Annotated in this window: 17 protein-coding genes; 3 read left to right on the forward strand and 14 right to left on the reverse strand. The window is 39.5% G+C overall.

The annotated features are described in order from the left end of the window. Positions 1-64: 64 nt before the first annotated feature. The 3 genes from B5473_RS18495 to yneA form a co-directional block, all read right to left on the reverse strand. Entirely contained in the window at positions 65-301 is a 237-nt protein-coding gene (locus tag B5473_RS18495) for a DUF896 domain-containing protein (protein ID WP_079527868.1), read from the reverse strand. Between the two features lie 64 nt (positions 302-365). Next, the gene (locus B5473_RS18500) at positions 366-1022 is read right to left on the reverse strand and encodes a YneB family resolvase-like protein (protein WP_079527870.1); all 657 of its coding nucleotides are present in this window, start codon (positions 1020-1022) and stop codon (positions 366-368) included. Then, positions 1009-1356, reverse strand: coding sequence for a cell division suppressor protein YneA (gene yneA / locus B5473_RS18505; RefSeq protein WP_079527872.1), 348 nt, complete (start codon positions 1354-1356; stop codon positions 1009-1011). Before yneA ends, B5473_RS18500 begins: the two co-directional genes overlap by 14 nt. Positions 1357-1516: 160 nt before the next feature. Between yneA and lexA the strand changes: the two genes are divergently transcribed. Continuing rightward, positions 1517-2140 carry a transcriptional repressor LexA gene (gene lexA / locus B5473_RS18510; RefSeq protein ID WP_079527874.1) on the forward strand — a complete coding sequence of 208 codons (624 nt, stop codon included), beginning with the start codon at positions 1517-1519 and terminating at the stop codon, positions 2138-2140. 83 nt (positions 2141-2223) lie between these two features. On the opposite strand, the gene B5473_RS18515 is transcribed toward lexA, so the two are convergent. From B5473_RS18515 to B5473_RS18525, 3 genes are all read right to left on the reverse strand, one after another. Continuing rightward, a complete protein-coding gene (locus tag B5473_RS18515) occupies positions 2224-2919 on the reverse strand; it encodes a gamma-glutamyl-gamma-aminobutyrate hydrolase family protein (protein ID WP_079527876.1) in 696 nt (231 codons plus the stop codon). 114 nt (positions 2920-3033) lie between these two features. After that, complete coding sequence (locus B5473_RS18520) at positions 3034-3579, reverse strand: 5' nucleotidase, NT5C type (RefSeq protein ID WP_079527878.1); 546 nt, start codon at positions 3577-3579, stop codon at positions 3034-3036. A gap of 77 nt (positions 3580-3656) precedes the next feature. Beyond that, positions 3657-4364, reverse strand: coding sequence for a DNA alkylation repair protein (locus B5473_RS18525; protein ID WP_079527881.1), 708 nt, complete (start codon positions 4362-4364; stop codon positions 3657-3659). Between the two features lie 271 nt (positions 4365-4635). On the opposite strand from B5473_RS18525, the gene B5473_RS18530 reads away from it, so the two are divergent. Next, positions 4636-5181 (forward strand): gamma-type small acid-soluble spore protein, encoded by a 546-nt coding sequence (locus B5473_RS18530; protein WP_079527883.1) that lies wholly within the window; start codon positions 4636-4638, stop codon positions 5179-5181. Between the two features lie 118 nt (positions 5182-5299). Here B5473_RS18530 and glnA read toward each other — a convergent pair whose 3' ends face one another. The 3 genes from glnA to B5473_RS18545 form a co-directional block, all read right to left on the reverse strand. Then, on the reverse strand, positions 5300-6634 hold the full coding sequence (gene glnA / locus B5473_RS18535; protein WP_079527885.1) for a type I glutamate--ammonia ligase: 1335 nt from the start codon (positions 6632-6634) through the stop codon (positions 5300-5302). A gap of 62 nt (positions 6635-6696) precedes the next feature. Beyond that, the gene (locus tag B5473_RS18540) at positions 6697-7077 is read right to left on the reverse strand and encodes a MerR family transcriptional regulator (RefSeq protein ID WP_079527887.1); all 381 of its coding nucleotides are present in this window, start codon (positions 7075-7077) and stop codon (positions 6697-6699) included. Between the two features lie 162 nt (positions 7078-7239). Continuing rightward, positions 7240-8487: a methionine gamma-lyase family protein gene (locus tag B5473_RS18545; protein WP_079527889.1), complete on the reverse strand. Its 1248-nt coding sequence runs from the start codon at positions 8485-8487 to the stop codon at positions 7240-7242. Positions 8488-8604: 117 nt separating this feature from the next. Between B5473_RS18545 and B5473_RS18550 the strand changes: the two genes are divergently transcribed. Continuing rightward, a complete protein-coding gene (locus B5473_RS18550) occupies positions 8605-9213 on the forward strand; it encodes a trimeric intracellular cation channel family protein (RefSeq protein ID WP_079527891.1) in 609 nt (202 codons plus the stop codon). 50 nt (positions 9214-9263) lie between these two features. Here the strand turns inward: B5473_RS18550 and B5473_RS18555 are convergent, their stop codons facing one another. The 5 genes from B5473_RS18555 to mutL form a co-directional block, all read right to left on the reverse strand. Next, positions 9264-9566: a rhodanese-like domain-containing protein gene (locus B5473_RS18555; protein ID WP_014823385.1), complete on the reverse strand. Its 303-nt coding sequence runs from the start codon at positions 9564-9566 to the stop codon at positions 9264-9266. Between the two features lie 79 nt (positions 9567-9645). Beyond that, the gene (gene hfq, locus B5473_RS18560) at positions 9646-9870 is read right to left on the reverse strand and encodes an RNA chaperone Hfq (RefSeq protein ID WP_079527893.1); all 225 of its coding nucleotides are present in this window, start codon (positions 9868-9870) and stop codon (positions 9646-9648) included. Between the two features lie 77 nt (positions 9871-9947). After that, positions 9948-10856 carry a tRNA (adenosine(37)-N6)-dimethylallyltransferase MiaA gene (miaA, locus tag B5473_RS18565; RefSeq protein WP_079527895.1) on the reverse strand — a complete coding sequence of 303 codons (909 nt, stop codon included), beginning with the start codon at positions 10854-10856 and terminating at the stop codon, positions 9948-9950. Then, complete coding sequence (locus tag B5473_RS18570; protein WP_079527897.1) at positions 10849-11766, reverse strand: alpha/beta fold hydrolase; 918 nt, start codon at positions 11764-11766, stop codon at positions 10849-10851. Before B5473_RS18570 ends, miaA begins: the two co-directional genes overlap by 8 nt. A gap of 219 nt (positions 11767-11985) precedes the next feature. Then, the gene (gene mutL / locus B5473_RS18575; RefSeq protein WP_079527899.1) at positions 11986-13884 is read right to left on the reverse strand and encodes a DNA mismatch repair endonuclease MutL; all 1899 of its coding nucleotides are present in this window, start codon (positions 13882-13884) and stop codon (positions 11986-11988) included. Positions 13885-13892 lie beyond the last annotated feature (8 nt).

The raw sequence follows: 13892 nt of genomic DNA on the forward strand, positions 1-13892 counted from the left end.
TCTAAAAACGTCCCATAAAATATGTCATACTTTATATTAAATGTGACATAATAATGAAAAGTTGTTAGTTTAAGAATTTCTTCTGTGATTTAATTTGTTTTAATTTTTCAGGTGTCACATCATTGCCTTCTTCATCAATTACTTTCACATGCTCGATTGTATCGCGCATTGTAGTACGGAAAGTATCTAAATATTCTTTGCGCAGTGCTGTACGTTCCTTCGCCTGCTCTTCCGTCAATTTACCTTCTCTCGCTAATTTAGAAAGCTCATTAATGCGAGCTAATTTTTCTTTTGATAACATTTGAATCTCACCTTTCTTCCTACCTACTACAAAGGTATAAAAAAAACGACTTGAAAACAAGTGTTTACTCTTCAAGTCGCTCCATATATTCAATATATCGTCTATGTACGGTCGCTTTACTGATAGAAATGCCCAAACCCGACAAAGTCGTAGCAATTTCTGCAAATGTTAAGCCTTTCTGGCGTAGCTGAACAATTTCTTCGACAGGCACTTCTTTTCTTTCCCGGCCTTCAATATTGCCACGGTTTTTCAAATTATTTTGCGGCTGGTAGCCATTTTCTACAGCACGGCGCATTCCCCGGCGGATTTTTGCATTATGCATACGACGCTGATACTCTTCGACAATCGCCAAAATTTCGAGCAGCATTGTATCCATTTCATTTAATACGACAGGACCTGCATCATTCAATGTATATACTGTCGCTTCATATTTTTGCAGCAGGTGAAGCACTGCCATCCGGGCATTCCCACGCCCTAAACGGGTCTCATCCTGTACAAATAATGCTTTAATGCCATACTCTTTCATATAGTCAAGCATGTCGAGCAATCCGTCTCGATCAACATCATATCCACTATGCTGATCCATGAAAATCTCAACATCTTTATAGCCGAATGATTTTGCGTATTTTGTCAGCTCCTCCTGCTGACGGGCTAGTGATGTTTCTTGTGTATTTTTATCCGTACTGACACGGCAATATATTACTGCTTTAGTTTTTATCATTGTTCCCTCTCGCTACTTTAATCGATTGCATATCGGAGGATTCATTCAGCTGAGCAATGTATTGTGAATCTTTTTCTACAGGTACTACCAATACTTGCCCTAAAACAACTTTTTCATCCATCATTCCGTTTTCCTTTTTTACTTCATTGATCCAATCATGCTTAGCCATTTTACCACGATATTGTTCTGCCAACGACCATAAAGTATCGCCATGCTCTATGCTTACGTGTTCGTATAATTCAATTTTATCGTCCTGCATCATGAATAAAGCAATCATAAGTGCAGAGAATAGTAGAAACATTGATGTGAAGCCATTTAATTTAATTCTTTTCATTAGAAAAACCCTCTTTCGAATGTATGTTCGGAATATTTGTTCTCATAATAATACGAACATATGTTTTTGTCAACCGTTTTTTCGAACTTATGTTTGCATTCATGTTCGCATACTGCTATACTTACTTTAAGAAAAATAGCATGATAAAGAGGTGAGTTAGTTGACACAAAAAATTTCAAAACGGCAGCAAGCTATTCTAACTTTTATAAAAGAGGAAGTTCGTGCTAAAGGCTATCCGCCATCAGTTCGCGAAATTGGAGAAGCAGTAGGTTTAGCTTCCAGTTCAACTGTCCACGGGCATTTAGCTCGTTTAGAAAGTAAAGGGCTTATCCGCCGTGATCCTACAAAGCCGCGTGCCATTGAAATTTTGGACCAGGAAGAGATGAACATCGCGAAACAAGGTGTCATTCATGTTCCGTTAATCGGTAAAGTTACAGCTGGTCTGCCTATTTCAGCAATCGAGGATATTCAGGAATATTTCCCGTTGCCGGATGCTTACGGTTCACCGGAAGAGGAATTGTTTATGCTTGAAATTATGGGAGAATCCATGATTGAAGCCGGTATTTTAAATGGGGATTATGTTATCGTTAAAAAAACGTCTACTGCGAACAACGGAGAGATTGTCGTAGCAATGACGGAAGACGATGAAGCGACTGTCAAGCGCTTTTACAAAGAAAAAACTCATTTCCGTCTACAGCCTGAAAATAGCTCAATGGAGCCAATCATTGTCAACCAAGTTTCTATTTTAGGTAAAGTAGTCGGCCTCTATCGAAATATCCATTAATTATAAGCTTGCCATTCTAATAGAATCGGCAAGTTTTTTATTTTCAAAATAAAAAGCCCAGCCGTGAACGACTGAGCCTTTCGTTATTTATTGCATGCTTCTACAAAACTATAAAATAAGCGCTGTGCATAAACATCCCCGTTCGGAGCTAATTCTTCAGGATGCCATTGCACCGCGACACAATATGGATGCGAATCATGTTCAATTCCTTCAATGATGCCGTCCTTAGCAACAGCCGAAACTAAGAGCCCTTCCCCGAGCTTTCCAACCGATTGATGATGAAATGTATTGACACGGAATGAGTCTTCTTTAAAAATTTCTTTAAATTTAGGCGTCTTTACTTCAACGGTATGTGCTAACTCCCCACGCTTTGAAGGTTGTTTATGTAAAATTGTGTTTTCTACTTGTGATGGAATATCCTGAATGATCGTCCCCCCAAATGCAACATTCATAATCTGTTGTCCGCGGCAAATACCGAGAACAGGCATTTGTCTTTTATAGGCTTCATTCATTAATAAAAGATCGCTGTCATCACGTTTTCGTACAACACTTCCGATATGACGGTGCGGTTCTTCATTAAACAACAGTGGATCTATATCCGCTCCACCAATTAATACGAGGCCATCAATTAGATTTAATAATGCATCCACGTTTTCTTCTGTAGCATTCGGTATACAGATTGGAATACCTCCCGCTTGTTCAATTGAAGTTAAATATGCGTTGTTGATATCCAATTTCTTGTCAAAATCATACATTGTTAATCCAATAATCGGTTTCATTCTTTTTATCCCCTTATTATTTATAGATAATTCCAATAATTTAAATTATACTATTTCGCTACACTAAATGACTACAAAAATAAAAAGGATTGCACAATCGCAACCCTTTCATCCTTAAACAATTTCCATTTGCTTTATAAAATATTGTTTTATTTCTTTCCAGTTATGAACACGCATGAAACCTTCTTCCGACCGATTGTACGGCATCGAATACAATATGCCTGTTCCTTTAAATGCTGCGAGTTGGCGTGGGCTATCATCAATTAAATAATCGGTATGTATTACCGCTTTATTTCCGCAAAACACAATGTTCTGTGTTTTAATAAATGGTAAATGCTCCATCAACCAATCGTATTTCGCTGTAAATGAACCCGGTACATCCATTGCAGCTGTCGCAATAAAAATTTCATAATGCTCCTGCAGTTCTTGAATGACTTCAATTGCATCTACATCCAGTACTTTTAAATCTCTGAAATAGTCTGGCTCATTTAATAAAGCAAATAATTTCTTCGCATCTTCTCGAGGCAAATCACGCTGTGTCGTCAGAAGAAACTCTTCATCTGTAAAATTTGTTCCGAAATTCTCGTTATATGTAACACGTAATTTCGAATAAAAGTCAGCTAGCACCTGGTCCATATCGATAGCAATACTTTTTTTCATGTAATAAGCCTCCTTGAAATTTCCTGATTTTAGTTTATACAATTGTATTGTGAAAAAACAAGGTATAACTCTTTACATTAACAACGTACATATTTACGTTTAAAACCGATTCGCCCTTTTTCCACCTGTTTTTCTATTTCCGCATATGCATGAAGCAAACCTGGTTTTTTCCCTTCCCGTTTCGTTTCAATTGGTCCAATTTCATTAGCAATTTGCACTGCCTCATCATGTAAAGGTTTAAATGAAACACCGACTGTCATGACAAAATTGTTCATCGCCACCTGTGTGCGCTGCGGTGCTTGACGGATATTTTGTTTTACATACCCAAGCATATCCATTAACTTTTCCTTTGAAAATTCCTCATCCTTACGATTTCCGAGAAGCCAGCAGTAACAATGCCAACCTGCCGACATTTTCAGATCCTCACCACTGGCAATCCATTTATCGCTAACTTCTTGCGCAATATCGGATTCCGACAGTGTCACTGCAACAACATAATCGGAAATCATATAGAAATAGGCCTGCTCCATCCAGCGGTCATAATCTTCCTCAGTCATTGCTTTCGGATCCGCAATAACTCCTGCAAAATACATTGCATCATAGTTGCCTGTAGCATAGAGCTGTTCAGCCAGTTCCTGATCTTTTTTTATTTGTTTTACATACGGTTTCATCGAGCCAATCGTTACACCGAACACCGGCTCCTTTGCCCCATTGGACATATAAATCTTTTTTGTACGCTCTTTCCCAAGCGCTTCTAACTCCTGCATCATTGTATCGAGTTTCATAATTTCCTCCTTTTATATTAATAAAATTATTTGTCTCTTACTATTATATGATTTAATCGCCCAACTTACCTAGCGTTCTTCTTAAATTAACTTGCTAGTTATATATTTCATTTTAAACATTATTTACGGCATATATACGGCTACAAACACTAAAGCTTTAGTATCCTTTTATAGTTGCCCCACACTTTTAAATTTAATAAAAAAATTGGCAAATTATTTAGCCGAATAATAAAACAGCCTCTGAACAGAATAATCTCAGGAGGTGATATTGATGTCAAAAAATAAAAACAACATCAATAATAAAAACGTCGAATTCGGTATGGAAACGGACGTTAATCAAGTAAAGCGACAAAACCAGCAAGCTGAAGCTAAAAAGCAACAGTCTTCCGGTTTGTTTGCTAACAGCGGTTTACAAAAGCAATCAAGTTCATTAAATGCTGAATTTGGTATGGAAACTAACGTAAACCAAGTGAAGCGACAAAACCAGCAAGCTGAAGCTAAAAAGCAACAGTCTTCCGGTTTGTTTGCTAACAGCGGTTTACAAAAGCAATCAAGTTCATTGAATGCTGAATTTGGTATGGAAACTAACGTAAACCAAGTGAAACGACAAAACCAGCAAGCTGAAGCTAAAAAGCAACAGTCTTCCGGTTTGTTCGCAAACAGCGGTTTACAGAAGAAGCTTTCTTCAATGAGCGCTGAGTTTGGCATGGAAACAGATGTTAACCAAGTAAAACAACAAAACCAGCAAGCCGAAGCTAAAAAACAACAAGCATCAGGTCAATTTGGTAAGAACAAATTCCAAAACGGCAATAAATAATAATATTGAACCGGCAATTTCTATTGCCGGTTTTTTGTTATATTATGTTGGTTATAATTTTTAATAATATGTATACATAGACAAAAAAGCGCCGGAGTTTGTGCTCCAGCGCTTTCTCTTAGTACATTTTCATATATTGGTCGCGTTCCCACTGATGGACAGTTGAACGGTACATGTCGAACTCGATTTCTTTTGCTTCTTTAAAGTTAGCATAAATGTGATTCCCTAATGCTCGTTGAACAACTTCATCTTTTGCAAGTAAGTTTAAAGCATCGTCTAAAGCTGCAGGCAAGTTATCGATGCCGTTTGCTTTACGCTCTTCTTCGCTCATTACATAAATGTTGCGGTTAATTGCTGGTGGTGGCGTTGATTTTTTGCGAATCCCTTCCAGACCAGCCTCTAAAATAACTGCCATCGCCAAATATGGATTTGCTGATGGGTCTACCGAACGAACTTCTACACGTGTTGAAACTCCGCGAGAAGAAGGAATACGGATTAATGGTGAACGGTTTTGTGCAGACCATGCTACGTAACATGGTGCTTCATAACCTGGTACTAAACGTTTATAAGAGTTTACAGTCGGGTTTGTAATTGCAGTAAAGCCTTGAACATGATCAAGTACACCTGCCATGAATTGCATCGCTGTTTCAGAAAGACCTAACTCAGTAGACTCATCATAAAAGGCATTTTCTTTTCCTTTAAATAATGAAACGTTGAAGTGCATTCCTGAGCCAGCTTCACCGAATAAAGGTTTTGGCATGAATGTAGCGTGTAAACCGTGTTTACGTGCAATTGTTTTAACAACTAATTTAAATGTTTGGATATTGTCGCAAGCTGTAATAGCATCCGCATATTTAAAGTCAATTTCATGTTGTCCCGGTGCAACCTCATGGTGAGATGCTTCAATTTCAAAGCCCATTTCTTCTAGTTCCAATACGATATCGCGACGGCAGTTTTCACCTAAATCTGTAGGTGCCAAGTCGAAATATCCGCCATGGTCATTTACTTCCAAGCTTGGCTCGCCTTTTGCATCAAGTTTAAATAAGAAAAACTCTGGTTCTGGCCCTAAGTTGAAATCTGTGAATCCTAGCTCTTTCATTTCCTTTAATACACGTTTCAGGTTGTTACGTGGATCGCCTGCAAATGGTGTGCCGTTAGGATTGTAAATATCACAGATTAAGCGTGCTACTTTCCCTTTTTCAGCTGTCCACGGGAAAATCATGAATGAATCATAATCCGGATATAAGTACATATCTGATTCTTCAATACGTACAAAACCTTCGATTGATGAACCATCAAACATCATTTTATTGTCCAATGCTTTATCTAGTTGGCTTACAGGAATTTCTACGTTTTTAATTGTTCCTAAAATATCTGTAAACTGTAAACGAATGAATTTTACTTGTTGTTCTTCTACTAGACGTTTAATATCGTCTTTTGTATATTTGCCCACTAAATTCCACACTCCTAAATTTGTTCAGTACCGATTTTACTCGATCTTTTATAATTTACGCGCTATTGGTAAAAGCGCGATAAATCCCCTTGGCGAATCGATGTTTTTTGCATACGTTGTGCTTGACGCATTTCTTCACGTAAAATTTTACGTAAATCCGAATCGGAAATTTCCTTGCTCGCTTTTTGGGCTTCAGGGTCATTTTTCAATGCAAATACTTTTTTGATCCCCGCCATATTAATGCCTTGCTCAAGCATATCCTTGATTTCCAGTAAAGTATCGACATCATTTAAAGAAAACATGCGTCGATTTCCTTCTGTCCGGTGTGGCTGAATTAAATCATGCTCTTCATAATAACGGATTTGCCTTGCTGTCAGATCCGTTAATTGCATGACGATACTTATCGATAATAGTGGCATTGAACGTCGAATTTCACTACTCATTTAATTCACCTCCCTTACCGCTATATTACGACTTGTTATTTACAATGTCAAATGTATGTCAGAAAAACTCACATTACTTTTGTAAACGAGCAAATAGTTGACAGAATAAAGCAAATTTTATGCACAATAAAAATCGCCCAATAAATGGACGATTCCTAATTATTATTTTAGTTTTTGTACTGCGGAACAAATGGCATATTTTACATGTTCATATGTTAAGCCGCCTTGGATAAATGCAGTAAAGGGAGGACGGATTGGGCCGTCTGCTGTTAATTCAATACTTGATCCCTGGACAAACGTACCTGCCGCCATAATGACATCATCCTCATAACCAGGCATATAGGCAGGTTCCGGCGCAAAGTGAGCGTTAATAGGTGAAGCAGCTTGAATTTCACGACAGAATGCTACCATTTGTTCAGCCGTTTGGAATGAGACTGATTGAATGAGATCCGTGCGAACATCTGTGTAATGCGGAGAAGTCGTCATACCGATTTCTCCAAGCATTGCTGATGTAAAAATTGCACCCTTTAAACTTTGCGCAACGATATGTGGTGCCATAAAGAAGCCCTGGTAAAAATCTGCCAGCGTATTTAACGAAGCCCCTGCCTCTGCACCGATTCCCGGTGATGTCATACGATATGCACATTTTTCCACTAAATCCGCGCGACCTGCAATATATCCGCCGATTTTTGCAAAGCCCCCACCCGGATTTTTGATTAATGAACCGGCCATTAAGTCAACTCCAACTTCTGTCGGCTCAAGCAACTCCACAAATTCACCGTAGCAGTTATCGACAAAAATAATGGCGTCTGGTGCGATTGCCCTTACTTTTACAACCATTTCAGCAATTTGTTCAACCGTAAATGACGGGCGCGTCGCATAGCCTTTTGACCGCTGGATCGCAATCATTTTCGTATTTTCGTTTACTGCCTGTATTACACCTTCCCAATCAATTTCCTTGTTTTCAATTAAATCTACATGGGAATAGCCGATTTTATAGTCCTTCAAGGAACCTGTATCTTTTTCGCCCCCGTCAACGATCGACTGAAGTGTGTCATATGGTTTGCCTGTAATATAGACCAATTCATCACCAGGACGTAATACACCGAATAAACTTAATGTAATTGCATGTGTACCTGAAATGATTTGGGGACGTACGATAGCTGCCTCTGCCCCGAAAGTTTGCGCATATACACGCTCTAAATTATCACGGCCTTCATCATCATAGCCATATCCTGTTGAAGGATGCAGATGAAAGTCACTTACTTGATTTTCTCGAAAAGCTGCCAGCACCTTTTGCTGATTATAAAACGCACGTTCATCCACTTCCTGATGATAAGTGCGGACTTTTTCTTCCACTTTAGCTGCAAGCGTTAATGTTTCAGCTGTTAATATTGATTGAAATGCCATTTTTACTACTCCATTCTATTCAAACTGTATCCATTATACATGAAAAAAAATAGTTTTGACGAATGTTTGAAAAACTGCTATTGTCATGGTCGAAAGGACATTAAGGGAGAGATGTTTATGGCTTGGGAAGTATTTAGTTTGATCGGAACAATCGCCTTTGCCGTTTCCGGGGCCATTGTGGCAATGGAAGAAGAGTATGATTTATTCGGGGTGTACATATTAGGGATTGTCACAGCTTTTGGTGGTGGTGCCATTCGAAATATTCTGATTGGTCTGCCTGTATCGACATTATGGAACCAGGAGTTTTTGTTTCAAATTGCTCTTTTGGCGATTACGATTTTCTTTTTAATTCCGCATCATTTAATTAAACATTGGAATCGCTGGGGAAATGTGACTGATGCAATCGGCTTATCCGCCTTTGCCATTCAAGGAGCAATGCATGCGGTCCATCAGGATTTACCGATTGTAGCTGTAATTGTAGCGGCAGTGTTGACAGGTGCCGGAGGAGGGATTGTTCGGGACTTGCTTGCAGGCAGAAGACCCATTATATTACGACACGAAATTTATGGGGTTTGGGCAGCCAGTGCAGGATTTATAATCGGCCTTGAAATTTTTGCGGGCGATCTGTTTTTATATATACTGTTTGTTATCATTACCTTCCTGCGCATATGTTCATATACAAAAGGCTGGAGCCTGCCATCGAAAAAAATCCATTATACAAGGTAGCATAAATTCAGGGAGTGTCGAATCTATAGACACTCCCTTTCTCTTGGAAATTATTTAAATTCTAATTCTCCATCATAGGCCATCATTCCACCATCTAAATTCGTTACATCAAAACCTTGCTCTGCCAGATATTCGCATGCATTTGCACTGCGTACGCCGCCTTTACATACGACGATATAGGATTTTGAATTGTCCAGTTCATTAGTACGTTCAGGGATTGAGCCAAGTGGAATATGTACAGCACCTGGAATCATTCCGTGTTCCACTTCAAAATCTTCACGAACATCGATTACATTTAAATCTTCATTTGCATCGAGTAAGTTGATCAGTTCATCTGTTGTCATCGTTTTCATCAAAAATCCTCCAATACTTATAGCATCTTAGTCATTATAATCAATCAGACCAAAATTCGCTACAAGTTTGGCTGTGTTGTTACTCTTCTTCCGATAAAGCTACATTTTTGGACGGTACAAAAGTTGAAATTGCATGCTTGTAAATTAGCTGCTGTTTTCCTTCCGACTCCAATAGTACGGTAAAATTATCATATGATTTTATAAGTCCTTTTAATTGGAAGCCATTTAACAAAAATACCGTTACAAAAACATTATTTTTACGTAAATTGTTTAAAAAAGTATCCTGCAAATTAATCGATTTCATCGTTGTTCAATCTCCCTTACCATAAAATACATGCAATAGTTACCTATTCGTTATGCGGACAAAATTCCCCTTTAATTTTAATGATTTTCAAATAAACTTTTTATTTTACTCCAATCATTTCCGATCCACGCAATATCCATTTTGTTTCGGAAATAGGTAAGCTGGCGTTTTGCATAGCGTCTGGAATTTTGTTTAATCTGTTCCACTGCTTCATCAAGTGAAACAAGTCCATCGAAATGAGCGTACAATTCTTTATAGCCGATAGCTTTAATCGCCTGAACATCACGTATCCCCGCATCATATAGCGCCCGAACTTCCTCAACAAGACCTGCTTCCATCATCAAATCCACACGTAAATTAATTCTTTCATATAACTTTTCACGGTCCATATCCAACCCGATGATTAAATGGTTGTATAATGGAATGTCCCCTCGATTGAATTGCTCTTCCGCTCGTGAAACCCCTGCGAGTTCTGCCATTTCCAGTGCCCGTATAACACGTCTTGTATTATTCGGATGTATGGATGCGGCAGCTGCCGGGTCCATTTGCACAAGTTTTGCATGCATCGCTTCAGGACCTAATATTTCGAGTTCTTTATAATAGTTTTCACGTGCGGCTTCATCAACTTCCTGTTTCGCAAATTGAAAATCATACAGGACAGATTGTACATATAGCCCCGTTCCGCCAACAATAATCGGCATTTTACCTCGTGCTTGGATTTCTTCAATTTTTCCGCGAACAAGCTTCTGATATTCTGCAACCGAAAACCCTTCCGTCGGTTCTTTAATATCGAGCAAGTGATGCGGAACACCTTCCATTTCGGCTTCTGTAATTTTGGCCGTTCCAATATCCATATGACGATAGATCTGCATGGAATCTCCGTTTATTATTTCACCGTCAATCTCTTTTGCCAAGCGGATACTTAGCGCTGTTTTTCCTGATGCTGTAGGACCGATAATGGCCACGACATCGATTTTATTATTCATCTTTTAACCACCGTACAATTATTTCACTTACTTGTTCTTTCTTTTTTTCATTTAGAATTTCATGGCGCATCCCTTCAAATATATGAACCTTCACATGTTCTACACCGGCACGTGCAAGCAGTTTCCCTACTCGAAACGCTCCTTCTGCCTCTGGTCCGGCGATCGGATCATACGTCCCGTTTGCAACGAGTATTTTTAAATCAGAGCGGATGCGCGCATTTGCATGTTCATCCTCCATCTTAAGCATGCCTCCCGTTAAATCAACGAAAAATTGATTCGTCGGGATCACACCGCAAAATGGATCATCGATATATTTTTGTACTTCTTCTTCATCGGTAGTAAGCCAGTCAAAATTTGTTTTCGCATCCTTAATTTTTCGGTTAAAACTGCTAAAACTAAGATCATTCATGAGATCACTTTGAATTTGTGCTCCCTGCATGTTTACCAGCTGCTTCGCGATAATATGCCCTGCCTTATGAAGCATTGTCGGTGATCCCGTCCCCGATAAAATTAGCCTTTCAATTTTATCGCTATGCTGTTGAATAAAGCGGCGTGCTATAAAGGATCCCATACTGTGACCGAATAATATAGGCCGTTCCGTTGTTTCTTTCTTTAAAAAGGAGAGCACTTCCACAACATCATCAACAACAAGTTCAAAACCATTTTCAGGTCCGAAATAGCCAAACATACCGTTTTTTTGCGCTGTAAAACCATGACCGCGATGATCATGTGCTGTTACAAAATACCCTTCATCACATAGCTTTTCCGCGAAATTTTCATAACGCCCACTATGTTCCGACATCCCGTGTAAAATATGAATATGTCCAATACGCTTTTTACTCGGTGCATAAGTACGGACGAAAATATTATGCCCGTCTGACATTGTGACAAAAAATGACCGTTGCTCCATAAAACCATCCCCTTTTTATCCCGCATTAACGGGTAGTAATTTATCTGCCTCGAAAATGTAGTGGCAGAGGCAAGACTACCCGTAAAAGCCCGATTGGTTCGGGCCAACACGATGTTGGTCACACAAGCGTTGTCACAAGACGTGACGGTTTTAGCTTGTGTTCCTTCTAATCAGTGGGAGTGAAGAGATCCCCCACTGATTGAACTTTCACTTTATGAATTACATAACGCGTTTAAACATTTTTTCCACTTCATATGACGTAAAATGAATTAGTACAGGTCTTCCATGCGGACATGTAAACGGATTGTCAGCATTTCGTAAATCATTGATCAGTCTTTCCATCTGTTCTTTATTTAAATAATGATTCGCTTTTATCGACTTTTTGCAGCTCATCATAATCGCCGCATCTTCACGTAATTTTTTTATATCGGTTTTCCGTGCACTTAACACTTGTTCGATCAATTCCTCGATAATTTCCTGTTCCTCGCCTTTCGGGAACCAAGTCGGGTATTCCCGTACAACAAATGAAGAAAGTCCGAATTCTTCCAGGAAAACCCCTACTTCTTCAAGTGCCTCCTTCGATTCTTTTAGACGCAATGCCTCATCTGCCGCATAATGGAATGTTAATGGCATGAGGAGTGTCTGACGTTCGTTTGCATTTACTTCTCCGACTTTATCACGGAAATATTCATACTTGATCCGTTCTTGTGCTGCATGTTGGTCAATTAAATAAAATCCGTCTTCCATTTGGGCTATAATATACGTCCCGTGAATCTGACCGACAATTTCAACTTGCGGGAAATGCCGTTTTGATTCGGCTTCTTCCTTTGGTGTTACTTCCGCATAGATTTCCTCTTCGAAAGTTGGAAATTCATCGAAATCGGACCGATTATTCTGTTCACTGCTTTCCGGTACAGGGGAAGCCGTGTGCACGACCGGCTGTTGCTTAGCAGGTACAGGCGCATACGGCTCTTTTACAACAGAAGCTTCACTTGATAATCGCTCAACGATTGTCGATAATTTTTCTTCATTGAATGTAGGCTGTGTTGAAGGTGCCGGTGCAGGATTCCAAATATTCATCTGTTCAGTCGGCGTTCGAATTGGCTTCTCCTTTTTTTCAGCGAGCGGAATGCGGATAACATCCCGGATCGCAGCACGGATTGTATCTTCAATAAGCTTCAACAGTTCCGGCTCTTTACTTAAGCGTACTTGATGCTTCGCCGGATGGACATTGACATCGGTTAATTGAGGATCTCCCTCAACATACAAAAGTACGATGGGAAAACGCTCAATTGGTAAATACGTATGGTATGCATCTGTAATTGCCTTCTGAATCACGAAATGTTTGACCCAGCGTCCATTGACGAAAAGTGAAATATAGTTTTTTGAAGCACGCGTCACCTCAGGCAAGCTTGCAAAACCATGAATTTTATAATCTTGATTTTGACCTTCAAACGGCAGCATTTTCTTCGCATTATGTGCACCGTATATGGCTGCCAATACTTGCTGAACTTGGCCGCGCCCATTTGTTTGCAATAATGTTTGCCCATTATGCACAAGTTTAACCGCAATCGATGGATAGCCAAGTGCAATCCGGTTAACAAAATCGATTGTATGACCAAGCTCGGTCTGAATCGTTTTTAAATATTTCAGGCGTGCCGGTGTATTAAAGAACAGCTGTGCGACGGTAATATCTGTCCCCCTGCGCAGTGCGGTCGGCTGATGCTCCTTCAAATGACCGCCTTCCATATATAAATGCACACCTCCATTCCCGTCCGATGTGCGTAATGTTAACTTGGAAACCGAAGCAATCGATGCCAATGCTTCACCGCGGAAACCAAGTGTCCGAATGCGGAACAGATCCTGTTCTTTTTCTATTTTTGATGTGGCATGGCGCGAAAAGGATTTAAGCGCGTCTTCCTCGTCCATACCACTTCCGTTATCAATGACTTGTATCGAATGAAGGCCAGCTTCTTCCAGGAAAATTTCGATTGACGTACTGCCCGCATCAATTGCATTTTCTACTAGTTCTTTTACAACAGATGAAGGGCGTTCGACTACTTCACCGGCTGCAATTTTATTCGATAGCCACTCATCCATGATTTGAATTTTTCCCAAAGCCGTTC

Source organism: Solibacillus isronensis (assembly GCF_900168685.1).
Lineage (GTDB): Bacteria > Bacillota > Bacilli > Bacillales_A > Planococcaceae > Solibacillus > Solibacillus isronensis_A.

Excerpts from the sequence above, each read along its gene's own strand:
- B5473_RS18540 (WP_079527887.1), bottom strand. The coding sequence starts at position 7,077 with ATGAGTAGTGAAATTCGACGTTCAATGCCACTATTATCGATAAGTATC.
- B5473_RS18545 (WP_079527889.1), bottom strand. The coding sequence starts at position 8,487 with ATGGCATTTCAATCAATATTAACAGCTGAAACATTAACGCTTGCAGCT.
- B5473_RS18495 (WP_079527868.1), bottom strand. The coding sequence starts at position 301 with ATGTTATCAAAAGAAAAATTAGCTCGCATTAATGAGCTTTCTAAATTA.
- B5473_RS18525 (WP_079527881.1), bottom strand. The coding sequence starts at position 4,364 with ATGAAACTCGATACAATGATGCAGGAGTTAGAAGCGCTTGGGAAAGAG.
- B5473_RS18530 (WP_079527883.1), top strand. The coding sequence starts at position 4,636 with ATGTCAAAAAATAAAAACAACATCAATAATAAAAACGTCGAATTCGGT.
- miaA (WP_079527895.1), bottom strand. The coding sequence starts at position 10,856 with ATGAATAATAAAATCGATGTCGTGGCCATTATCGGTCCTACAGCATCA.
- B5473_RS18500 (WP_079527870.1), bottom strand. The coding sequence starts at position 1,022 with ATGATAAAAACTAAAGCAGTAATATATTGCCGTGTCAGTACGGATAAA.
- yneA (WP_079527872.1), bottom strand. The coding sequence starts at position 1,356 with ATGAAAAGAATTAAATTAAATGGCTTCACATCAATGTTTCTACTATTC.
- B5473_RS18570 (WP_079527897.1), bottom strand. The coding sequence starts at position 11,766 with ATGGAGCAACGGTCATTTTTTGTCACAATGTCAGACGGGCATAATATT.
- B5473_RS18555 (WP_014823385.1), bottom strand. The coding sequence starts at position 9,566 with ATGAAAACGATGACAACAGATGAACTGATCAACTTACTCGATGCAAAT.
- B5473_RS18520 (WP_079527878.1), bottom strand. The coding sequence starts at position 3,579 with ATGAAAAAAAGTATTGCTATCGATATGGACCAGGTGCTAGCTGACTTT.
- hfq (WP_079527893.1), bottom strand. The coding sequence starts at position 9,870 with ATGAAATCGATTAATTTGCAGGATACTTTTTTAAACAATTTACGTAAA.
- B5473_RS18550 (WP_079527891.1), top strand. The coding sequence starts at position 8,605 with ATGGCTTGGGAAGTATTTAGTTTGATCGGAACAATCGCCTTTGCCGTT.
- B5473_RS18515 (WP_079527876.1), bottom strand. The coding sequence starts at position 2,919 with ATGAAACCGATTATTGGATTAACAATGTATGATTTTGACAAGAAATTG.